The sequence below is a fragment of the Nocardioides sp. genome, assembly GCF_964228225.1.
In the GTDB taxonomy this organism is placed as follows: Bacteria; Actinomycetota; Actinomycetes; order Propionibacteriales; family Nocardioidaceae; genus Nocardioides.
Genome location: NZ_CAXQZB010000052.1, coordinates 1 through 22,680, shown reverse-complemented (window position 1 = coordinate 22,680; position 22,680 = coordinate 1). Strand labels below are relative to the sequence as shown.

Annotated in this window: 12 protein-coding genes; 6 read left to right on the top strand and 6 right to left on the bottom strand. The window is 74.0% G+C overall.

From position 1 onward, the window contains the following. Positions 1–92: 92 nt before the first annotated feature. The gene (locus ACERUJ_RS13205) at positions 93–740 is read right to left on the bottom strand and encodes a TrmH family RNA methyltransferase (RefSeq protein WP_370249175.1); all 648 of its coding nucleotides are present in this window, start codon (positions 738–740) and stop codon (positions 93–95) included. Between the two features lie 263 nt (positions 741–1,003). Between ACERUJ_RS13205 and ACERUJ_RS13200 the strand changes: the two genes are divergently transcribed. Beyond that, complete coding sequence (locus tag ACERUJ_RS13200) at positions 1,004–1,708, top strand: DedA family protein (RefSeq protein ID WP_370249060.1); 705 nt, start codon at positions 1,004–1,006, stop codon at positions 1,706–1,708. Here ACERUJ_RS13200 and pyrE read toward each other — a convergent pair. Then, positions 1,699–2,235 carry an orotate phosphoribosyltransferase gene (gene pyrE, locus ACERUJ_RS13195; RefSeq protein ID WP_370249059.1) on the bottom strand — a complete coding sequence of 179 codons (537 nt, stop codon included), beginning with the start codon at positions 2,233–2,235 and terminating at the stop codon, positions 1,699–1,701. The two genes, ACERUJ_RS13200 and pyrE, sit on opposite strands and share 10 nt — an antisense overlap. Before the next feature lie 17 nt (positions 2,236–2,252). Here pyrE and ACERUJ_RS13190 point away from each other — a divergent pair, with 17 nt between their 5' ends. Further along, on the top strand, positions 2,253–3,407 hold the full coding sequence (locus tag ACERUJ_RS13190; protein ID WP_370249058.1) for a pyridoxal phosphate-dependent aminotransferase: 1,155 nt from the start codon (positions 2,253–2,255) through the stop codon (positions 3,405–3,407). 85 nt (positions 3,408–3,492) lie between these two features. Here ACERUJ_RS13190 and ACERUJ_RS13185 read toward each other — a convergent pair whose 3' ends face one another. The 4 genes from ACERUJ_RS13185 to clpB form a co-directional block, all read right to left on the bottom strand. After that, positions 3,493–9,309 (bottom strand): ExeM/NucH family extracellular endonuclease, encoded by a 5,817-nt coding sequence (locus tag ACERUJ_RS13185; RefSeq protein WP_370249056.1) that lies wholly within the window; start codon positions 9,307–9,309, stop codon positions 3,493–3,495. A 310-nt stretch (positions 9,310–9,619) separates the two neighbouring features. Then, complete coding sequence (locus tag ACERUJ_RS13180; RefSeq protein WP_370249055.1) at positions 9,620–12,883, bottom strand: lamin tail domain-containing protein; 3,264 nt, start codon at positions 12,881–12,883, stop codon at positions 9,620–9,622. Positions 12,884–13,216: 333 nt separating this feature from the next. Further along, positions 13,217–14,332, bottom strand: coding sequence for a hypothetical protein (locus ACERUJ_RS13175; RefSeq protein ID WP_370249054.1), 1,116 nt, complete (start codon positions 14,330–14,332; stop codon positions 13,217–13,219). Between the two features lie 54 nt (positions 14,333–14,386). Beyond that, the gene (gene clpB, locus ACERUJ_RS13170) at positions 14,387–17,008 is read right to left on the bottom strand and encodes an ATP-dependent chaperone ClpB (protein WP_370249053.1); all 2,622 of its coding nucleotides are present in this window, start codon (positions 17,006–17,008) and stop codon (positions 14,387–14,389) included. A 275-nt stretch (positions 17,009–17,283) separates the two neighbouring features. On the opposite strand from clpB, the gene ACERUJ_RS13165 reads away from it, so the two are divergent. From ACERUJ_RS13165 to ACERUJ_RS13150, 4 genes are all read left to right on the top strand, one after another. After that, complete coding sequence (locus ACERUJ_RS13165) at positions 17,284–17,658, top strand: hypothetical protein (RefSeq protein WP_370249052.1); 375 nt, start codon at positions 17,284–17,286, stop codon at positions 17,656–17,658. After that, positions 17,658–19,235: an ATP-binding protein gene (locus ACERUJ_RS13160; protein WP_370249051.1), complete on the top strand. Its 1,578-nt coding sequence runs from the start codon at positions 17,658–17,660 to the stop codon at positions 19,233–19,235. The genes ACERUJ_RS13165 and ACERUJ_RS13160 overlap by 1 nt, the downstream gene beginning before the upstream one ends. 74 nt (positions 19,236–19,309) lie before the next feature. Continuing rightward, positions 19,310–20,029, top strand: coding sequence for an HAD family hydrolase (locus ACERUJ_RS13155; RefSeq protein WP_370249050.1), 720 nt, complete (start codon positions 19,310–19,312; stop codon positions 20,027–20,029). Positions 20,030–20,082: 53 nt separating this feature from the next. After that, entirely contained in the window at positions 20,083–22,557 is a 2,475-nt protein-coding gene (locus ACERUJ_RS13150) for a glycoside hydrolase family 65 protein (protein ID WP_370249174.1), read from the top strand. Positions 22,558–22,680: the final 123 nt, after the last annotated feature.

Here is a 22,680-nt window from a genome sequence, read left to right as displayed (position 1 = left end):
CTCCTCGACAGGCGCCCACCCCCCGGGGTCGGCGCCTGTCGTCGTCCGCGGGGTGGGTCGCCGGGCCGACCGGGTCAGCCGGGCCGGCCGGGTCAGCCGCGCCAGGTGAGGTCGGCGGCGAGGTCGGCGTGCTGCACCACCCAGGTGTGCATCGCGATCGCGGCGGCGGCCGAGGCGTTGATCGAGCGCGTCGAGCCGAACTGCGCGATCGAGAAGGTGGCGTCGCATGCCGCGCGGGCCTCCGGCGAGAGGCCGGGCCCCTCCTGCCCGAAGAGCAGGCACACGCGCCGCGGCAGCCGGGCGGTCTCCAGGGCCAGCGAGCCGGGCAGGTTGTCCACCCCCCACAACACGACCTCCTGCGCCGCGAGGTGGGCGAGGAGGTCCTCGACCGTGGGGTGGTGGTGCACGTGCTGGTAGCGGTCGGTGACCATCGCCCCGCGCCGGTTCCAGCGCCGGTGGCCCACGATGTGCACCTGGGCGGCGAGGAAGGCGTTGGCCGAGCGCACGATCGTGCCGATGTTGAAGTCGTGCTGCCAGTTCTCGATGGCCACGTGGAAGTCGTGACGCCGCAGGTCGAGGTCGGCGCGGATGGCCTCCAGGCTCCAGTAGCGGTAGCGGTCCACGACGTTGCGACGATCGCCGTGCGCCAGCAGCTCGGCGTCGTACACCTCGCTCCCGGGCCCCGTGGGCCAGGGGCCCTCCCAGGGGCCGACGCCGACCTCCTCGGGCCCGTGCGGCATGGGGTCGTAGGGCGCGCGCCGCTCCTGCTCAGGCTCCGTCACGACCGATCAGCCTAGGGCGTGTCTCCTGACTCGGATGCGCGGCGCCGACGCCGCCCGAGCGGCACCCCGACATCGTTGCCGATCCTTCGACGACGCCCAGTCTGCGCTCGGACCGGCGCCTTGCCGGACCACCACCCGAACGACGCCGGCATCCACGCCGAGTCAGGAGACACGCCCGAGGGCCGCACCGCCCCGTTCGGACCGGGCGGTAGGTTGGCCCCGTGCCCGTGCTCGATGTCACCTCGATCGCGCCGCTGCTGTTCGGGATCAAGTGGCTCGACCCCGCCTACCTCCAAGCCGAGTACGGCAGCGCCTTCATCTGGTTGGCGCTGGCGATCGTGTTCGTGGAGTGCGGACTGCTGTTCCCGTTCCTGCCCGGCGACACCCTGCTGTTCGCGCTCGGGCTGTTCATCGCCGGCGGCAACACCACGGGATACACGGTGTTCGGCCTCTCGAACGAGCCGCTCGAGCTGGTCCTGGCGATGACGCTGCTGATCGTCGCCGCGTTCGCGGGCAACGTCGCCGGCTACGCCATCGGCGGCAAACTCGGACCGCCGCTGTTCCAGCGCGACGGGCGGATCCTCAAGCGCAAGTACCTCGACCAGACCAGCGCGTTCTTCGAGGTGCACGGCAACAAGGCCCTGGTGCTGGGCCGGTTCGTGCCGTTCGTGCGCACCTACGTCACGGTCGTGGCCGGGGTCACCGGCATGGAGAAGCGCCGGTTCTACCTCTGGAGCGCGGTGGGTGCCGTGGCGTGGATCATCTCGATCACCCTGCTCGGGTACTTCCTGGGCGAGGCCGTGCCCGCGCTCGGCGAGAACATCGACTACGTCACGATCGCCATCCTGGCCTTCACCGTCGTGCCGTTGCTGTGGGAGACCCTCAAGCACCGCCGCCAGGTGCGGCGCGACGCGCGTCAGGCCTGACGCACCGCGTCGAGATCGGCCTTGGTGAGCACCGCGCGCACCTCGAGCCCGACGTCGGCCAGCGGGTTCTCCCCCGCCGGGCTGCGGTCGATCGCGCAGCACACGACCTCCACGATCGCGCCCCCGGCGCGGAGCGCGCCGACGGCGTCGCGCACGGCACCGCCGGTGGTGATGACGTCCTCGATGAGCGTGACGCGCTTGCCGGCGAAGTCCGGGCCCTCGGCCAGCTTGCAGGTGCCGTAGGACTTCGCCGCCTTGCGCACGAACAGCCCGGGCGTGCCGGTGATCGAGCTGATCACCGTGGCGATGGGGATACCGCCCATCTCCAGGCCCCCCAGCAGCTCGGTGTCCTGGGGCAGCAGCTGGACCATCTCGCGGGCCACCCGGCCCAGCAGCAGCGGGTCGGCCTCGAAGAGGTACTTGTCGAAGTACTCGTGGCTCACCTGCCCCGAGCGGAGCGTGAACTCGCCGGTCAGGCGGCAGCAGGCGTCGATGTCGGCAGCGAGGGAGTCGTCCGTCGTGGTCACGATGGCAGGCTAATGCCATGGTCGCCTCACGCTTCGCCGGGATCCCTCCCACGATCTTCGCCGAGATGTCGGGACTGGCCGTGCGCACGGGCTCCCTCAACCTCGGCCAGGGCTTCCCGGACGAGGACGGTCCGGCCGCGGTGCTCGAGGCGGCACGGCAGGCCCTGCTCGACGGCGCGAACCAGTACGCGCCGGGCCTCGGCGTCCCCGCGCTGCGGGCCGCGGTGGCCGCCCACCAGCACCGCCACTACGGCCTGGACCCGGATCCCGACCGCGAGGTCGTGATCACCACCGGCGCCACCGAGGGCGTCGCCGCGGCCCTGCTGGGGCTGGTCGAGCCCGGCGACGAGGTGGTGGTCCTCGAGCCGTACTACGACTCCTACCTCGCCATGATCCAGGTGGCCGGCGGGGTGCGGGTGCCGGTCACCCTGCGCTGGCCCGACTTCCGCCTCGACGTCGACGCGCTGCGCGCCGCGGTCACGCCCCGCACCCGGTTGATCCTGCTCAACAGCCCGCACAACCCCACGGGCGCGGTGCTCGACGCCGACGAGCTCGCCGCCGTGGCGGCCGTCGCGATCGAGCACGACCTGGTGGTGGTCACCGACGAGGTCTACGAGCACCTGGTCTTCGACGCACCGCACGTGCCGCTGGCGACCCTGCCGGGGATGGCCGAGCGCACCCTGACGCTGTCGAGCCTGGGCAAGTCCTACTCCCTCACCGGCTGGAAGATCGGCTGGGCCACGGGGCCCGCCCGCCTCGTGGAGGCCGTCGTGGCGGCCAAGCAGTGGCTCACCTTCACCTCCGGCGCGCCGCTGCAGCCGGCCGCGGCCGTGGCGCTCACCGACGTCGCCGGGTTCCCCCGGCAGCTCGCCGACTCCCTGCGCATCCGCCGGGACCTGCTGTGCGACGGCCTCACCGCGCTGGGCCTGCCGACCCGACGCCCCGAGGGCACCTACTTCGCCCTCAGCGACGTGCGCCACCTCGGGTGGGACGACGGCCTGGCGTTCTGCCGGGCGCTGCCCGAGCGGGCCGGGGTCGTGGCGATCCCCGCCCAGGTGTTCCACGACGACACCGAGGCCGGGCGCCACCTGGTGCGCTGGGCGTTCTGCAAGCGCACCGAGGTGCTGGAGGAGGCGCTCGGTCGCCTCGCCGGCGCCGATCTCGCGCGCTGAGGCCGGGCACCCGCCCGCACGGCGACGGGGCGCCGTCCCCACCCGTGACGGGTGGGCACGACGCCCCGTGGCGTGACTGGCCGCGTCAGCGCACGACGCGGTAGGTGCGTCGCACCGGGTCGGAGACGTTCCCGACCTCGTCGACCGCCCGGACCGAGAAGGTCCGGGTGCCGCGCGCACCGGAGGCGGTGAACGGCGACCGGCAGGTGCGCCAGTCACCGGCGCCGACCTTGCACTCGAAGCGGGCGAGGTCGTCGGCGCCGCTGGCGAACCGGAAGACCGGCGCCTTGGTGACCTTCGCGCCGTTCACCGGACCGGCGGTGATGCGCACCGTCGGCGCGGTCGTGTCGAGCACGAAGGTGCGCGCGACCGGCGTCAGCGGCGTCCCGGAGGCGTCGGTGCCGCCGACCGCGAAGGTGTGCCGGCCGTCCTTGAGCCCGGCCGGGACCCGGTAGGGCGAGGTGCAGGGCACCACGGCCTTGGCGTCGACCCGGCACACGAACGACGCGCCCGCGGCGGTCGTGGTGAACCGGTAGGTCGGCGTCGCCGCCACCACCGCACCGTCGGCGGGACCGCCGGTGATCGTCACCTCCGCGCGGGGCCGCGCGAGGGTGAAGGTCCGGCTGGTCGCCGTCGAGGTGGTCCCGAGCTGGTCGACCGCCCGCACCGCGAAGGTGTGGGCGCCCTCCTCGAGGTCGCCCGGCGCCGTGAACGGGCTCGTGCAGGTGGCGAAGGTGCCGCCGTCGGCGGGGTCGAGCGCACACTCGAACCGGGCGACGTCGGTCTCGCTGCTGCTGAACCCGTAGGTCGGCGCCGCCTCCACCGTGGCGCCGTCGGCCGGCCCGCTGGTGATCGCGGGGGCGGCCGCGGCCCGGTCGAGCACGAAGGTGCGCGTGACCGCCGCCGAGGTGCGCCCGGCGGTGTCGACCACCCGGACCCGCACGGTGTGCTCGCCGTCGGCGAGCGGACCGGTGACCGCGAACGGGCTGGTGCAGGTCGCGAAGTCACCCGCGTCCACGGCGCACTCGAACCGGGTGACGTCGGCCTCGGTGGTGGTGAAGCCGTACGTCGGGAGGGTCGCGACGCGGGCGCCGTCGACCGGACCGCTGGTGATCGCCACCGTGCCCACCGTCTTGGTGAGGGTGAAGGCGCGGGTGACGACCGCGGAGGTGTTCCCGCCGGTGTCGACCGCGCGCACCGCGAAGGTGTGCGCGCCGTCGGCGGTGGCCGCCGGCACCGTGAACGGGCTGGTGCAGGTGGCGTAGCCGGCCTCCCCGGCCGGGTCGAGGGCGCACTCGAACCGCGCGACGTCGGCGTCCGGGCTCACGAAGGTGTAGCTCGGGGCCGAGGTCACGGCGGCACCGTCGGCGGGACCGCCGGTGACGGACACCGTCGGCGCGGTGGTGTCGGCGACCGGGCCCACGACCGTGCCCGAGGGCGCGGCCACGAGGCTGATCCGGACACCGGTGCCGAGACCGCTGAGGTCGGCGGGGGCGGTGAAGGAGATCGCCGCCGCGCCGTCGGTCACCGGGAAGGTGCCGACCGAGCGCTGGCCGGTGGACCCGACCAGACGGACCTGCACCTCGGTGTTGCGGGGCGAGCCCAGCGAGGTGAGGTCGAGACCGGAGGCCGTGAAGGACACCGTGTCGCCGCCCGCGACGGTGGCGGGCATGCCGGTCGTGACGACCTGCTGGCGGGCGAAGTCGGGCGCGAGCCCGGCGTTGTCCTGCAGGTAACCGATCCAGACGTCGCGGTCGACCAGACCGGTGTCGCGCACCGTGCCCTGGGTGAAGGCGGTGAAGTTGTCACCGCCGGTGGCCAGGAACGAGAACGTCGAGACCCGGTAGGTGGCGGTCGGGTCCAACGGCTGGTCGTCGACGTACACCGAGGTGATGCGCGAGCCGACCGGAGCGGTCGGGTCCTGGGTGACCCGGACGTTGTCGGAGAGCCCCAGCGCGAGGTAGGGACGCTGGGCCCCGGCGGGCTGCCACTGCTGCTCCAGGACCGCCTTCAGCTGCGCCCCGGTGAGGGTGACGATGTTGATGTTGTTGACGAACGGCAGCACCGCGTTGGCCTCGCCGTAGGTGATGACGCCGTCGGTGTTGGCCGGGTTGTAGCCGGGCTGTCCCTCGGTGCCGACCGAGCCCGCGAAGCGCAACTCGTTGCGCAGACCGCCCGGGTTGACGACGCCGAGGTCCGGGGCGCCGAGGTCGGCCGGGACGCCGTCGCGCAGCGCGTTGGCCACGAGGTCGCCCAGGGTGGACTCCTTGGAGCGGTCGTCGCGCGTGCCGCCGGTGTAGCCGCCGGCGGCGTAGCTGCCGCCGGCGAAGGCGGTGGTGATGTCGGCGGTCACCGAGCCGACGGGCTGGTTGCCCACCGTCGCGGCGTTGGTCAGCGCGGCGTCGACGACGGCCTTGGCGGCGGCCACGCGCGGGTAGGTCTGCGCGAGCGCCACCGGGTCGGCGGTCGTGCGCGGGACGTTGCGCTCGGTGTAGGACGTCACCTGGCCGGTGACGGGGTCGATGACCAGGTCGATCAGGCCCACGTTGTCGCCGTACTGGCCGGTCTGGATGATCGGCCGGGTGCGGCCCGGCTCACCGGGGACCGGCTGGTCCCAGGCGTAGGCCTGGTGGGTGTGACCGTTGATGACGGCCGCGATGGCGGGGTCGAGGTCGGCCATGCGGGCGAAGGCGTTGCCGCGGGCGATCTCGGCCGCGTAGCTCGAGCCGACCCCCTGGGTCGCACCCTCGTGCAGGGAGGCGATCAGGACGTCGGCCTCGCCGTTGGCCTGGTCGCCGTCGGTGAGCTGGGCCGCGACCCGGTTGACCGCGGCGACGGGGTCACCGAACTCGATGTCGGTGATCCCGCCGGGGCTGACCAGGGTGGCGGTCTCCTGCGTGACCGCCCCGATGATCGCGACCGTGAGGCCGCCACGCTGCTCCAGGGCGTACTCCGGCAGCACCGGGGTGGTCGTGCCCTTGGCGTAGACGTTGGCGCCGAGGATGGGGTACTCGGCGTTGCGGTTGCCCGCGGGGCCGATCACGCGGTCGCGCAGGTCGGGCCAGCCGCGGTCGAACTCGTGGTTGCCGGTGGCGGTGGCGTCGAGGTCGAGGGCGTTGAAGTAGTCGATCGTGGGCTGGTCGTCGGCCACCGCGGAGGCGAACTCCGAGGCGCCGATGAGGTCGCCGTTGCCCACGAACAGGGTGTGGTCCTCGCCGGCCTCGGCCCGCAGCTGCTCGATGGTGCCGGCCCAGCGCACCGCGTTGGCGTTGATGCGGCCGTGGAAGTCGTTGACCGTCAGCACGCGCAGGTTGACCGGCGCGGGGGCGGCGGCGCTGATCCCGACGACCTCCGGGTCGTGGTCGGAGGAGCGGTACGGACCGGCCTGGTAGAAGTCGGTCGCGTTGTAGTTGAAGCGGCTGTACTCGAAGGCGACCGACTCACCGGAGTTGATGTTCCAGATGTCGGCACCGGTGACGGTGGCCAGCGCCGCCGGGTTGGCGAGCACGTGGTCGAGCGAGCCGGACAGCCCCGAGAAGGAGTAGGTGGACTCCCCCGGGTCGACGGTGGACTCCACCGCCGCGAAGCCGGCGTCGTAGAGGACCTGCATCGGGTCCTCGCGCGTGTAGGAGTTGAAGTCGCCCGCGAGGAAGATCTTCTCGACCCCGCGCTGGGCGGCCGTCTCGTTGGCGAAGCTCACCAGCGCGGTGGCCTGACGTACCCGGTCGCCGTTGTAGAAGCCCTGGCCGTCGCCGGTGTCGGCGTTGTCGCCGGTGCCGCCGCTGCCCGTGGACTTGAAGTGGTTGGCGACCACGAGGAAGCCGCTGCTGTCGGCGGTGCCGACCCGCTTGAAGGCCTGGGCCAGCGGCTCGCGGGCGTTGCTGAACGCCGCGGCACCGACGAGCACGCGGGAGGCGCCGACGAGGGCGACCTTGGCGGGCTTGTAGATGAAGGCGGTGCGGATGACGTCCTGCTCGGCCAGGGCCGGCAGGTCGGCCGCAGCGGGGCTCGGGGCGAACGCCCACGTGCCGGCACCGGCCGCCGCGTTGAGGGCGCCGACGAGCGTGCGCACGGCGTCGTCGCGGTCGGTCTCACCGATCAGCTTGACGCTGTTCTCGATCTCCTCCAGCGACACGATGTCGGCGCCGAGGGCGTTGATGGCGGCCACGATCTTGGCCTGCTGACGGCCCAGGGAGACGGCCGTGGCCGCGCCGCGCGGACCGTCGGGGGTGCAGGTGTTGGCGCCGATCCGGGTGCCGGCCCGGTCGGTGAAGTAGGTGCAGCTGCCGCCGGCGGCCTCGAAGGCCTCGGCGGTGGTGTTGAAGTAGTTCAGCACGTTGAACGTGGCGAGCTTGAGGTCGCCACCGACGTCCCCGGGGGCCGGGGTGCGGGTGTTCGCGAAGGTCGCCGGGGCCGCCGCCGAGGCCACGTACTGCGCGGTGGGCTGGAACTTCCAGGTGGAGTTGCGGAACTCCAGGATCACCGGAGCGGTGAGCGTCGCGCGCGCGCCGACGCGGACCGGCACCGGGGCGCCGTCGGTGCCGGTGAGGTAGGGCACCGGGATGTCGCGGTTGGTGCCGTTGAGGAAATTGATGCTCGCACCGTCGTCGAGCACGACGCCGCGCGCGGTGTTGTCGGCGGCCACCGCGGCCGCCGCCGGGGTGCCGGGACGCGCGACGTCGGTGGGCTGGATCAGCGGCGTGGTGCCGGTGGCGAGGCCGACCTCGGCGAACTGGTTGGTGCTGAAGGAGTTGGTGACCGTGAAGGTGTCGGTGGGGGCGAGCAGCTCGCCCTCGTGGGACTCGCGGCCCGCCTCGGTGGTCGGGTAGGCCATCGCGGCCGGGGTCACGGCGCCGGTGACCCCGGACGGCGTGACGATGCCGGCGGCGGAGGCCGGGGTGATCTGGGTGGACCCGGAGAACTCCGAGACCGTGCCCGTGACGTCGACGACGGTGCCGATCGCCGGGATCGCGCTGGCCAGACCGGCCCCGGTGAACACGAACACGGCGTCGGAGGCGCCCGGGGTCGCGTCGGTGGCGCCACCGGTACCGGCGGTCTGCACGTAGAAGCCGTTGTACCCGCCGGTGGGGTAGGCCGCGGTCACGACGCCGCGCACGGTGACGCTCTGACCCGCGAGCGGGGAGCTGGCGGCGTCGGTGCCCTGGACCTCGGCGATCGCGACCGGGGCTCCGGGCTCGGGGGTGCCGCCCCCGCCGCCGGAGGAGCCGGAGGCCTGGGGGGTCGGGGTGCCAGCGGTGAAGTCGGCGCTGTTGCTGTCGGTGTCGGCGCCGGTGGCGCTGCGGCTCGCCGAGGTGCTGATGGTCAGCGCCGTGCCGGTACGGGCGGTCTCGAAGGTCGTGGCCGTCGTGCCGTAGCCGACCATGTCGATCACCGCGGAGGAGCCGGCGAGGTCGCCGGTGGCGGTGACGCCGGTCGTGGTGGGCAGCAGCAGGACCTGGCCGTTGGTGCCCGACAGCGACAGCTGCGTGGAGGTGATCAGGTCGGGGGTCGGGATGTTGCCGAGCCCGCTGGTGCTGGTGGAGGTCTGCACGAGGAAGGTGCTCTTGGCCGGCACCGAACCGCTCAGCGCCGCGACGGTGACACCGCCGCTGGAGTAGGTGGCCGAGCGGTACTGCAGCCCGAGCCCGGTGAGGGGGATGGCGCTGTTCGTGGGGTTGTACAGCTCCACGTAGTCCTGGTTGTAGGTCGCCCCGCTGGAGGCGCCACCGCCGTAGACCTCGCTGATGACCAGGCCGGTGCCGGCCGGGTTGGCGGCGACGGGCGACGGGACGGCCAGCGGTGCCAGCGCGACGAGCGCGCCGGCCACGAGCGGGACACAGGACCGCAGCAGGGCGCCGTGGCGCCGCCGCGAAGGGATGGACCCGGAGACGGGTTCGGACACGATGGGGACTCCTCGAGACGCGGACGACGACCACACGCCGAGATCGTGCGGTGGGACGCGGTGAGCCAACGTGCGTCGGGCGACGTGGAGGTGAACGCCGCCCGACCGGCTGCACCGGGACCACTGAATTCCCGACGTGCTCTGCGCCACTCCCCCGCAGGATCGACCGCCAAACCCGTCCGGGTCTCGCAGTTTCTGCAGCCGTGTGCCCGGTGGCACCGGACGGCCTGCGGTCCGGACGCGGACAGGCGGGGACGGCGACGTCGACCTGTCGACGTCGTCGTCCCCGCCCGGGGGGTCGTGCTCGCGCTCAGCGCACGACGCGGTACCGGCGCTCCACGGGGGCCGAGACGTTGCCGACGGCGTCGACCGCGCGCACCGCGAACCGGTGGCCGCCGCGCCCGCCGGCGCCCGTGACCGGACCGCGGCACGTCCGCCAGGCGGCGGCGTCGATGCGGCACTCGAACCGGGCGACGTCGGCCGCCGGGGTGGCGGTGAACCGGAACACGGGGGCCCGACGCACGGTGGCACCGGCGGCCGGTCCGGCCGTGATGCGCACGACCGGGGGCCGCGAGTCGAGCACGAAGCTCCGGGTGGTCTCGACCGAGACGTTGCCGGTGGTGTCGACGGCGCGGACCCGCAGCGTGTGACGCCCCTGCGCGAGGTCCCCACCCGCCGCGGCTTCGGGGACCACGGGGCTGACGCAGGCGGTGAACGCGCCCGCGTCCACGGCGCACTCGAAGCGCGCGACGTCGTCCTCGGTGCTGGTCACGGCGTACTGCGGCACCCGCCGCACGGTCGCGCCGTCGGCGGGGCCGGTGAGGACCGGTGCCGCGACCCCACGGTCGAGCACGATGCTGCGGGCGGTGGGCTCCCCGAGGTTGCCGGCGGTGTCGACGACCCGGACGCGCAGGGTGTGCGGCCCGTCGGCGAGCCCGGCGGGCAGGCTCACCGGACTCGTGCACACCGCGTAGGCGCCGTCGTCGATGCGGCACTCGAAGCGGGCGGGCGCGACCTCGTCGGTGGCGAGGGTGTAGGTCGGCACGGTGGCGACCCGCGCCCCCTCGGCCGGTCCGCCGGACAGGGAGACGCTGCCGACGGGCTTGGCCAGGGTGAAGGCGCGCACCAGCGGGGTGGCGACGTTGCCCGTGGCGTCGACGCCGCGCAGGGCCAGCGTGTGAGGCCCGTTCGGGGTGGTGGCCGGCACGGTGAACGGGCTCGTGCAGGGCGCGAAGGCGCCCTGGTCGAGACGGCACTCGATGCGGTCGAGGTCAGCGTCGGCGCTGGCGAAGCCGAACGTGGGCGCGGCAGCCACCGTGGCGCCCTCGGCCGGACCGCTCGTGATGGTCACCGTGGGTGCGGTGGTGTCCGGCAGCGGGGTGCAGGCCACGGTGCCCTCGCGCAGGGCGTACCCGCCGGTGCTGGAGTCGTCGGCCCACAGCACGGGCTTGACGCCGCCGACGCACTCGGCCTGCCCGGCCAGGGCGAACCCCTCGTTGTTGATGTTGGGCATGCCGGCGGGCCGCTCGAGGTAGTCGACGCTCGTGAAGGCGCCGTCGGTGATCGTGAACCGACCGATCCGGCCGTTGCAGGTGTCGTCGCAGGCCACCCAGAGCTGCTCACGCTCGGGGTCCCAGGTGAGCTCCATGACCGAGACGAAGCCGCTGGCGAAGGACGCGATGCGCGTGGGGGCGCTGCCGTCGGCGGGCAGCACGTAGGCGATGACCTGTCCGGTCTGCTCCACCCCGACCAGGAACACGCCGCCGCCGTGGGCGGGGTATCGGGTCGGGTCGTAGGCGGCGCCGGTGGTGACGTCGCGCAGCCCGCGGGCCGTGACCCAGGCGTCGGGGAGGTAGGTGATGGCCTCCAGACCGAGGTTGGCGCCCAAGCCCGGGAGGTCGCCGGTCAGGTTCCACTCGACCTGGGCGGTGAGCGGACCGGTGCCGCTGGGGTCGTACCGCAGGACGGCGGGCCGGCTGACGGTGTTGGCCGCGTTGTTGCGCTCGCTGGCGACGTAGATGGCACCGCCCACCGCGACCACGCCCTCGGCGTCGACGTCGCCGGTGCCGTCGGTGTAGGTGAGGGCCCGGCCGGTCTCCCACCCGGTCGTCGGCGCCCAGGTGGTGCCGGTGCGGGCGAGGCGGAACAGCGCGCCGGGGCCGTTGCGCACCGCCCACAGGGTGCCGGGGGCGGTGGTGCCGGTCGGCACGTACGACAGCCCGCTGAGGTTGGAGGCGAAGGTGTTCTGCGGGTCGACGGTGCTCACGGCGGTGCCGCCGGGCCAGGCGACGGTGGTCAGCTGGCCGGGGCACAGGTTGGCGGCGCCCTTGGTGGACTGGCTCGTGGTGGCGAAGGCACCGGTGGGGTCCGGGCAGCGGCCGTAGGTGGTGGTCGCGTGGGCGGTCCAGGAGTAGGAGTCGGCCAGCACGCCGGCGGCGTCGAAGAGGCGGGCGGAGTCGGCGCTGCCGAGGCCGGCGGTGAAGGTGCTGCCCTGGTCGAGCACCAGGAACGCCCCGGGGGCCAGGGTGGTGCCGGCCGGGAGCGTGTAGGAGCCGGCGTCGCCGCTGTCCTTGACCGTCCAGCCGCTGATGTCCTGGCTGGTGGAGGCGGTGTTCACCAGCTCGATCCAGTCACCCGGGGTGCCGCCGTCGGACTCGACCTCGTTCAGGCGAACCAGCCCGGTGCAGTCGTTGGCCGCGCCCCGGGTCGAGGCGCCGGTGGCGCGGAAATCGCCGGTGCCGTTGGGGCAGCGGCCCCAGCTGGTGGCGGCGTGGGCGGTCCAGGCATAGGTGTCGACGACGGTCGTGCCGTCGGGCAGCCACAGCGTGACCGAGTCGTTGGCCCCGAGCCCGAACCCGAAGGCCGCCTCGGCGAGCACGAGGTAGCCGCCAGGGGCGATCACCGTGCCCGCCGGCAGGGCGTACTGGGTGTGGGTCGGGTCGTTGTCGCGGAACCGGTAGCCCGAGAGGTCCACCGGCGTGGTGCCGGTGTTGATGAGCTCCGCGAAGTCGCCGACCGGATCGGCGTTGGACTCGACCTCGTTGAAGCGCACCCCGGCCGGCACCACCACCGGGCAGGTGTTGGCCGCGCCCTTGGACGACGTCATCTCGACGAAGGCACCGGTGGCGTCGGGGCAGCGGCCGTAGCTGCCGCTGGCGTGGGCGGTCCAGGAGTAGGAGTCGATCAGGGTGGCGCCGTCGGCGGCGAAGAGCCGGGCGCTGTCGGCGGCACCCAGTCCGAAACCGCCCGCGACGTCGACGTCGATCGCGACGTAGCCCCCGGCCGGGATGGTGGTGCCGGCCGCGATCGCGAAGGTGCGGGTGTCGTCACTGTCCTTCAGCCGCAGCCCGGAGAGGTCCAGCGCCGTGTCGGTGGGGTTGACCAGCTCGATCCAGTCCACCGGGGTGCCCCCGTTGGACTCGACCTCGTTGATGCGCAGGTCGGTGAGGGAGCCGGCCGCCTGGGCGGCGGGGGTGAGGGCCGTCAGCGGGGTCAGCGCGACCACGGCGCCGAGCAGGCCACCGACGAGCAGGGCCGGACCCCGGCGTCGCGAGGCGGAGGGGGAGCGGGACACGGGGTCTCCTCGGGCAGCAGGGGATCGCGGCACGCCGAGTCACGCCGCCGGGCCCGCCCACCCCAGCGACCACAGGCGACCGCGACGTGAACGGGCGGCGTCGCCTTGTCACGATCTTGCTGAACTCGCGCCCTCCGGTCCCGACTGCCCCAGAGCCCCGGCGAAAGGACCGCCGGCCCGACAGGAGGGATGTCGGGCCGGCGGCGAAGGTCGTCACCGGTGGGGACCGCGACGACCTCTCCATGGTGGGACACCGAGGGGCGTCCCCGCAGCCGAAATCGGACGATCGTGAGGTAAAAAGTGTGGGCGCTCCCTACCTTCGGGTGAGCCGCCTCACGAGGGCGGGGTCAGGTGGGACGGAGGAGGCGGCTGGGACGCCTGGGGCGGGGGTCCGATCCGCGTCGAGCTCGCCCGGCACCAGGCGACGACCTCGGCGCGTCCCAGGGTCATGCCCGCGGCGACGCAGAGCCCGGTGACCAGGACGGGTGCGACGGCGAGGACGCCGGTCAGGCTGACGGCCGCCGCGGTGTAGGCCGAGATCAGCAGGGACAGCCGCGCCCACTCCCGCCCGCGCAGCACCGCCACCGCGAGCGGGATCACCGCCAGGGCCCACAGCGCGAGGCCGATCATCACGGCCACCACGACCCCGAGGAGGAACTCCGGCGACGCGCCGGCGCGGTCCTCCGGGGTCGGGAACCGGTCCTCGATCTCCGCGAGCAGGGCGGTGCGCTCCTGCAGGATCCCGAACGCACCGGCGGCGAGCATGATCAGCGCGGTGCCCGCCCCCAGGAACGTGAACACCGCGGCGGTGAGCACCGCCGGGGGACGCACGCCGGGATCGGCCGGGGCCGTCGGCGCGGGCCACGGGTCACTCGGGGCACTCGGGGCAGGCGGGGCGGTCGGCACCTCGGCACGGCTCTGCGGGGCCGGGGGCGCCCAGTCGGCGGGCGGCGCGACCGGCGCCGCCGCACGCGCGGCCCGGGACGGCGGTCGGCCGGGGCGCGGGGCCGGGACCCGACCGGCGAACCAGTCGCGGGAGGGCTGGGTCCACAGCAGCACGGTGGCGCCCGCCACCACGGCCTCCGCGAACCCGGAGGTGGTGGTGAACGAGGCGGCGACGAACAGCACCGGGGCCAGGACGCTCAGCACCACCCGCGCCTGCCGCGACCCCTTGAACAGCTGCTGACCCAGCACGGCCGCGGCGGCGGCCACCCCGGCGGTGACGAAGCAGAGCACCCGCACGATGCGCTGGGCCTGGTCGACGGAGAGCCCGAGGCCCTCGACCGGCGGCCGGTCGAGGGTGCGCGCCAGCGCCTCCTGGGTCTCGATGGAGCCGAGCTGGGAGACGGCCTCGAAGGTGAGCAGCACCGAGAGGACCGAGCCGCCGCAGATCATCGCCGCGAGCAGCGTGACCTGCGGGGGACGGGGGACGGCGGGGGCGGGGCTCACGGGGTCATGCTCCCAGACGGCCGGTGACGCCCGGTGCGCCCGCTCCGCCCCCGGTCAGCCCCCGGAGCTCAGCAGCAGCCCACCCTCGGGACCGACGTCGACCGCCACGGCCCCGCCGTCGGCGACACCGCCGGCGAGCAGCAGCTTGGCGAGCGGGTCGCCGATCGCGGTCTGCACCAGGCGGCGCAGCGGCCGCGCGCCGTACAGCGGGTCGTAGCCGATGTCGGCCAGCCAGGTGCGGGCGGCGTCGGTGACCTCCAGGCTGATGCGGCGCGGCAGCAGCCGTCGCTCGAGCGCCGCCAGCTGCAGGTCGACGATGCGGGTGAGCGCGTCCTTGCCCAGCGCCTCGAAGGTGACGATCTCGTCGAGCCGGTTGAGGAACTCGGGCTTGAAAGAGGTGCGCACCAGCGCCATCACCGATTCGCGCTGCTTCTCGGGGTCCAGCGTGGGGTCGACCAGGAAGGCCGAGCCGAGGTTGGAGGTGAGCACCACGATGGTGTTGCGGAAGTCGACCGTGCGGCCCTGGCCGTCGGTGAGACGGCCGTCGTCGAGCACCTGCAGCAGGATGTCGAAGACCTCCGGGTGGGCCTTCTCGACCTCGTCGAGCAGCACCACCGAGTAGGGCCGGCGCCGCACCGCCTCGGTGAGCTGCCCGCCCTGGTCGTAGCCGACGTAGCCCGGAGGAGCCCCGACCAGGCGCGCCACCGAGTGCTTCTCGGCGTACTCGCTCATGTCGATGCGCACGATCGCGCGCTCGTCGTCGAAGAGGAACTCGGCCAGCGCCTTGGCGAGCTCGGTCTTGCCGACACCCGTGGGGCCGAGGAACAGGAAGGAGCCGGTGGGGCGGTCGGGGTCGGCGATGCCCGCCCGCGCGCGCCGCACCGCGTCGGAGACCGCGACGACGGCGGCGCGCTGACCGATCAACCGCGCCCCGATGACCTCCTCCATCCGCAGCAGCTTGGCCGACTCGCCCTCGAGCATCCGGCCGGTCGGGATGCCCGTCCAGGCCTCCACGACCTCGGCGATCTGCTGGGCGCCGACCTCCTCCCCCACCAGCGGCGGCAGGTCCTCGCCGCTCGCCGCGGCCTGACCCTTGGTCGCGTCGAGGCCGGCGACCGCGGCCAGCTGCTGCTCCAGCGCCGGGATCCGGCCGTAGAGGATCTCGCTCGCGGCCTCGAAGTCGCCCTCGCGCTGGAGCCGCTCGCTCTCGATGCGCAGCTGGTCGAGCTGGCGGCGCAGCTCGCCCTCGCCCTCCAGAGTGCTCTTCTCCCGCTCCCAGCGGGCCTCCAGCGCGCGCAGCTCCTCCTCGTGGTCGGCCAGGTCCACGCGCAGCGCCGCGAGCCGCTCGACCGAGGCGTCGTCGCTCTCCTTGGCCAGCGCGAACTCCTCCATGCGCAGCCGGTCGACCCGCCGCCGGAGCCGGTCGATCTCCTCGGGGCTGGACTCGATCTCCATCCGCAGCCGCGATGCGGCCTCGTCGACCAGGTCGATCGCCTTGTCGGGCAGCTGCCGGCCGGGGATGTAGCGGTCGGACAGCGTGGCCGCGGCCACCAGGGCCGCGTCGGTGATGCGGACGCCGTGGTGGGCCTCGTACTTCTCCTGGATGCCGCGCAGGATCTGGATGGTGTCCTCGACGCTCGGCTCGCCCACCAGCACCTGCTGGAAGCGGCGCTCCAGCGCGGGGTCCTTCTCGATCCGCTCGCGGAACTCGTCCAGGGTGGTGGCACCGATCATGTGCAGCTCACCGCGCGCCAGCATCGGCTTGAGCATGTTGCCGGCGTCCATCGCGGAGTCGCCGCCCGCGCCCGCGCCGACGACCGTGTGCAGTTCGTCGATGAAGGTGATGATCTGCCCCGCGGCCTCGCGGATCTCCTCGAGCACCGCCTTGAGCCGCTCCTCGAACTCGCCGCGGTACTTCGCCCCGGCGAGCATGGCGGCGAGGTCGAGGCTGAGCAGCCGACGGCCCTTGAGGCTGTCGGGCACGTCGCCGTCGACGATCCGCTGCGCCAGGCCCTCGACGACCGCGGTCTTGCCGACGCCGGGCTCGCCGATGAGCACCGGGTTGTTCTTGGTGCGGCGGCTGAGCACCTGGATGACGCGACGGATCTCGTTGTCACGCCCGATCACCGGGTCCAGCGCCCCCTCGGCGGCGCGGGCGGTGAGGTCGACGCTGTACTTCTCCAGCGCCTCGAAGCTGGCCTCGGCGTCCTGACTGGTGACGCGTCGCTGGCCGCGCAGGGCCACCACGCCCTCGCGCAGCTTCTCCCCGCTCAGGCCGGCCTCGGAAAGCACGCGCTGGGCCGGGGAGTCGACGGCGCTGATGCCGAGCAGGAGGTGCTCGGTGGTGACGAAGTCGTCGCCCATCACCCCCGCCACCTCCAGCGCCTTGGCCGCCACCCGGGTGAGGGCACCCGACGACGTCGGCTGGGCGACGGTGGCACCGCTGGCGGTGGGCAGGGCGGCCACGGTCCGCTCGGCCGCGGCGGAGAGCTGGGCGAGGTCGACCGAGGCGTGCGCCAACAGCGCGCGCACGGGGCCGTCGGTGTCGCGCAGCAGCGCCACCAGCAGGTGGCTCGGCTCGGTCTTGGAGTGACCGGCGGCGGTGGCGGCGACCTGCGCGCTCTCGAGCGCGGTGCGGGCGCGGGTGGTGAACTTGTCGGCACCGAACGTGGACACGGGGGCTCCTCACACGGACCGGATCCAGATGGATTCCAGGTGGATCAGGGAAGTTGAGTCGGATCGACTCAAGAACAACTATAGGCCGCCGTCCCCACCGGCGCACCCCGTGCGGCGTCGAGCCGGGTCGAGCCGAGTCGGGGGGTGCGCCGAGCCTGCCTGACCGTCCGGTCCGACCTGCATGGCCCGATCGGGTGGTTCGGCCCACGGAGACCTCCGGGGACCCGGCGCGCGCCCCTAGCGTGGTCCCACCACCGCGACGCAGGAGGGGCGACGTGAGGATCCTGGAGACCACCGCACCATCGGCTGCGCCGTCCCCGCGCGGGACGGCCGCCCTCGACGCCGTGTCGACCGGCGCCACCGGCCCCTCGACCGCGACCTGCCTGGTGATCGTGGTGCTCGTGCTCGCCAGCGTGCTGGCCGCCGCGGCCGCGCCCGGCCTGCTGCAGATGTGGGCCGCCGGCCACCTGCGGCACGAGCCGGTGCCCGCACCCCCCGCGCTGCCCGCGCGGGCGGCCGCACCGGACCTCGTGCAGCAGCTGGTGACCGTCGCGACGGCCCTGGACCTCGGCGACGTCGCCCGCGCCCGCCGCGACCTCGCCGCCACCCTCGACGTGCTCCTGGAGGAGCCGTCCGCACGGGCGTCCTGATGACCGCCCCGACCAGCGAGCCCGACCAGGCCCGGCGCACGACCCGCGCGCACCGCGTCGTGCTGATCGACGACGCCCACGACCTGCGCGACCTGCTGCGCCACACCCTGCACCGGCACGGGATGCGCGTGGTCGCCGAGGCGCCCGACGGCGTCCGCGGCCTCGCCGCCGTGCAGGCCCACCGGCCCGAGGCGGTGCTCGTGGAGGTCGCGGTGCCCTGCCTGGGCGGCCTCGACCTGCTGCGGCGACTGCGCACCGCTGTGCCGGAGGCCACCGTCGTGGTGCTCTCGGCCGCGGGCAGCCAGGCCGACGCCGAGCGCGCCCGCGCCATGGGCGCCGACCTCGTGCTCACCAAGGGCGTCCCGCTCGACGAGGTCGCCGCCCGGCTCGACGGTGCGATCGGTCGCCGTCGCCGCGCCGGCCTCCCCCCGCTCTCGCTGGTCGCGGCACCCCTCGACGCCGCGCCGGCCCCACCGGGGGCCCCCTCGGCCCCCCTGACGGACGCCGCGCCCGCGCGGCGCCCGTCGCCACCCCCGGCGCCGGGTCCGGACCTGCTCCCGGACCCGGCACTGGCGGCCCGGGCCGACTCCGCGGTGACGGCCCTGGACCTCGCGCCGTTCGGCGTCGTGGAGGTCACCGACGAGTCCGTGCTGCGCTGGGTGCGCGCCAACCCCGTCGCGACCCGCCTGCTCGGCCAGCACCCGACCGGGACCCCCCTCGCCGTGGCCTCGCCCGACCTCGCCGCCCTCGTGCGTCGGCACCGCACCGACGGCGACACCGCGCTCGACGTCGACCTGCCCGGTGGTCACGTGCGCGCCACCGTGCGCCGGACCGAGTGGTCGCTGCTGGTCTACCTCGAGCCGCGCGAGGAGGAGGCCACCCTGCTGCGTCGCGCCATCGCCACCACCGCCCACGAGGTGCGGGGGCCCGTGGCGGTGCTGCGGACCACCGCCGAGACCCTCGACCTGTTCGGGGAGGACCTGGACGCCGAGTCCCGGGCCCGCCTGCTGGGCGCGGTCGGGCGCCAGGCGCGCATCCTGGACCGCATCAGCGCCGACCTGCTCACCGCCGCCCAGCTGCAGCGCGGCCCGCTGCGCCTCGACGTCGTCCCGGTGGCGCTGGGTGAGGCGCTGCACGAGGTCGTGGCCGAGCGCTGGGACGTGCCGGTGCGGCTCGACGACGACCGGCCGGTGCTCGTCGACCCCGTGCGGTTGGAGCAGATGGTGACCAACCTGCTCAACAACGCCTCCAAGTACGGCGGCGGCCCCACCCTCGTGCACGTGCGGCCCGCGGGTGCCGAGGGTGCCGACTCCCCCGTGGCGATCGAGGTCGTCGACCGCGGCGACGGGGTGCCGCCGACGTTCGCGCCCCACCTGTTCGAGGAGTTCGCCCGCGCGCCGGGCAGCATGGGCGCCGGCACCGGTCTGGGCCTCTACGTCGTGCGCGAGCTTGCCCGCGCCCACGGCGGCGACGTCACCTACCGGCCGCACCCCGAGGGCGGCGCGATCTTCCGCCTCACCCTGCCCGCCGCCCCCGGGGCGGCCCTCGACGCGACCGGTCCCACACCGGCGGTGTGACGGTCCTCGCGCGCGGACGGCACCCGTCACACGGCGTTCACCCCGGGCCGACGGGCGGCCACTACGCTGCCGACATGGGTCTGGACTGGGATGCCTACGGTGCCGTGCTGTTCGACCTGGACGGCGTGATCACGCCGACCGCGGAGGTGCACATGCGCGCCTGGGCCGAGCTGTTCACCGCCTACCTCACCGAGGCGGCGCCCGACGCCGAGCCGTACACCGACGCCGACTACTTCGCGCACGTGGACGGCAAGCCGCGCAACGACGGCGTGCGCGACCTGCTGGCCTCCCGGGGCCTCACGCTGCCCGAGGGCGACCCCGGGGACCCCCCGGAGGCCGACACCGTGTGCGGTCTGGGCAACCGCAAGAACGCCGCCTTCGCCCACGTGCTGCGCACCGAGGGCGTCGCGCCCTACCCGGGCTCGCTGCGGCTGATCGAGGCGCTGCGCGACCGGGGCACCCCGATGGCGATCGTCTCCTCCTCCCGCAACGCCCCCGACGTGCTCGAGACGGCGGGCGTGGCCGACTTCTTCCCCGTGGTGGTCCACGGCGGCGTCGCCGCCGAGCGCGGCCTGCCCGGCAAGCCGGCTCCCGACACCTACGAGGCCGCCGCCGCCGACCTGGACCTGCCCACCACCGCCTGCATCGTGGTCGAGGACGCCACCAGCGGGGTCGCCGCGGGCGCGGCGGGCGACTTCGCGCTCGTCGTCGGCGTCGACCGCGGTGCCGGTGCGCAGCCGCTGCGCGACGCCGGCGCCGACGTCGTCGTCACCGACCTGGAGGAGCTGCTGTGAACGCCCCCGCACCCGACCCCGCCGTCGCGGCCGACCGGCACGGGGCCAGCCACGTGGCCCCCGAGGCCACCGACCCGCTGGACCGCAGCCGCTTCCCGCTCGACGAGTGGCGCCTGGTGGAGACCCGCTTCAGCGCCGACGACCTCGGCACCACCGAGTCGGTCTTCAGCGTCGGCAACGGCTACCTCGGCCTACGCGGCAACTACGAGGAGAGCCGCGACTTCGCCGCCAACGGCACCTTCATCAACGGCTTCCACGAGACCTGGCCGATCCGCCACGCCGAGGAGGCCTTCGGGTTCGCCAAGGTCGGCCAGACCATCGTCAACGCCCCCGACGCCAAGGTCGTGCGGCTCTACGTCGACGACGAGCCCCTCGAGCTCTCCACCGCCGACCTCGTGGAGTACGAGCGCAGTCTCGACTTCCGTACCGGGGTGCTGCACCGCCACGTCGTGTGGCGCACCCCCTCGGGCAAGCGGGTGCAGGTGGACAGCACCCGGATGGTCTCCTTCGCCAACCGCCACCTCGCGGTGATGACCTACGAGGTCACGCTGCTGGACGCCGCCGCACCGCTGATCATCTCCAGCCAGGTGCTCAACCGGCAGGACGCCGACCGGGGCGCGGCCGTCGAGCTCGCCAAGGCCGACTTCGACCCCCGCAAGGCCGAGGGCTTCGGGCACCGGGTGCTGCTGCCCGAGAACGACCACGAGCCGCTGCCCGAGGGCCGCCTGGCGCTGCGCTACAAGTGCGCGGAGTCGGGGATGACCGTGGCCCTCGCGGTGGAGCACCACCTCGACTGCCACTCCCACGTGCACGTCGACACCGAGACCGACGACGACATGGTGAAGTCGATCTACCGGCTCACCGGTCAGCCCGGCGAGACGATCCGGCTCACCAAGACCGTGGCGTACCACACCGCCCGCGTCGTGCCGACCCGCGAGCTGCTCGACCGCTGCCTGCGCACCCTCGACCGCGCCGCCGAGCAGGGGCACGACCTGCTGCTCGCCGAGCAGCGCGCGTGGCTCACCGAGTTCTGGCAGCGCTCCGACGTCGTCGTCGAGGGGCAGCCGGCGCTGCAGCAGGCGGTGCGCTGGAACCTGTTCTCGCTGGCTCAGGCCGCGGCGCGCGCCGACGGCGCCGGCATCCCGGCCAAAGGGGTGACCGGCTCGGGGTACGGCGGTCACTACTTCTGGGACACCGAGATCTACGTGATGCCGTTCCTCACCTACACCTCGCCCTGGATGGCCCGCAACGCGCTGCGCTTCCGCTACTCCCTGCTCGACGCCGCCCGCCGCCGCGCCCGCCAGCTGGCGCAGAAGGGGGCGCTGTTCGCGTGGCGCACGATCAACGGCGAGGAGGCCTCGGCCTACTACGCGGCCGGGACCGCGCAGTACCACATCGACGCCGACATCTCCTACGCCCTGAGCCAGTACGTGGGGGCCACCGGCGACTACGAGTTCCTCGACGAGCAGGCGGTCGACATCTTCGTCGAGACCGCGCGGCTGTGGGCCGACCTCGGCTTCATGCGCGAGGACGAGGACGGCGGCACCTTCCACATCCACGGCGTCACCGGTCCCGACGAGTACACGACCGTCGTGAACGACAACCTGTACACGAACGTGATGGCGCGCTTCAACCTGCGCCGGGCCGCGGAGGCCGTGGAGTTCCTGCGCGACCGGCGTCCCACCGCCTACGACGCGATGGTCGCGCGGGTGGGCCTGCGCGAGGGCGAGGTCGAGGAGTGGCGCCGCTGCGCGCGGGCGATGGCCATCCCCTTCGACGACCACCTCGGGGTGCACCCGCAGGACTCCCACTTCCTGGAGCGGGAGATGTGGGACCTCGCGCACACCCCCGAGGACAACCGGCCGCTGCTGCTGCACTACCACCCGCTGGTGATCTACCGGTTCCAGGTGCTCAAGCAGGCCGACGTCGTGCTCGCGCTGTTCCTGCAGGGGGAGGACTTCACCCCCGAGCAGAAGAAGGCCGACTTCGAGTACTACGACCCGATCACCACCGGCGACTCCACGCTCTCGGCGGTCGTGCAGTCGATCGTCGCGGCCGAGGTCGGCTACCAGGACCTCGCGCTGCGCTACTTCCACGCCGCACTGTTCGTCGACCTCGCCGACCGCCACGCCAACACCTCCGACGGCGTGCACGTCGCCTCCCCCGGCGGCGTGTGGTCGGCGCTGGCCGCCGGGTTCGGCGGCTTCCGCGACCTCGGCCAGGGCCGCTGGTGCCTCGACCCCCGCCTGCCGGCCGCCTGGCCCTCGCTCAGCTACCGCCTCACCCTGCGCGGCACCCGGCTGCGGGTGTGCGTGCGCCCCGCCGAGCTGGAGCTGACGATCGAGGACGGCCCCGGCCCGCTGACCCTGGAGGTGCGCGGCGTGCCGGTGACGGTCACCCGCGACGCACCCGTCGTCGTGCCGCTGGCCGACCAGGGGCCCCGGCTCGCCGGCGGCCCCCGCCACCCCGCCGGCACCCGCCGCGGCGACGGCACCGTGATGACCGCGATCGTCCCCTCCGGCGACTGACCCTCGGGGCGGCCCGGGGGTGTGGGGTGGCGGGCAGTTTGCTCGGCTGGCCGAGGAAACAGTCCGACACGCCGTGCGCGCCCCGGCGTGTCGGGCAGTCTGCTCGGCTGACCGAGCAAACTG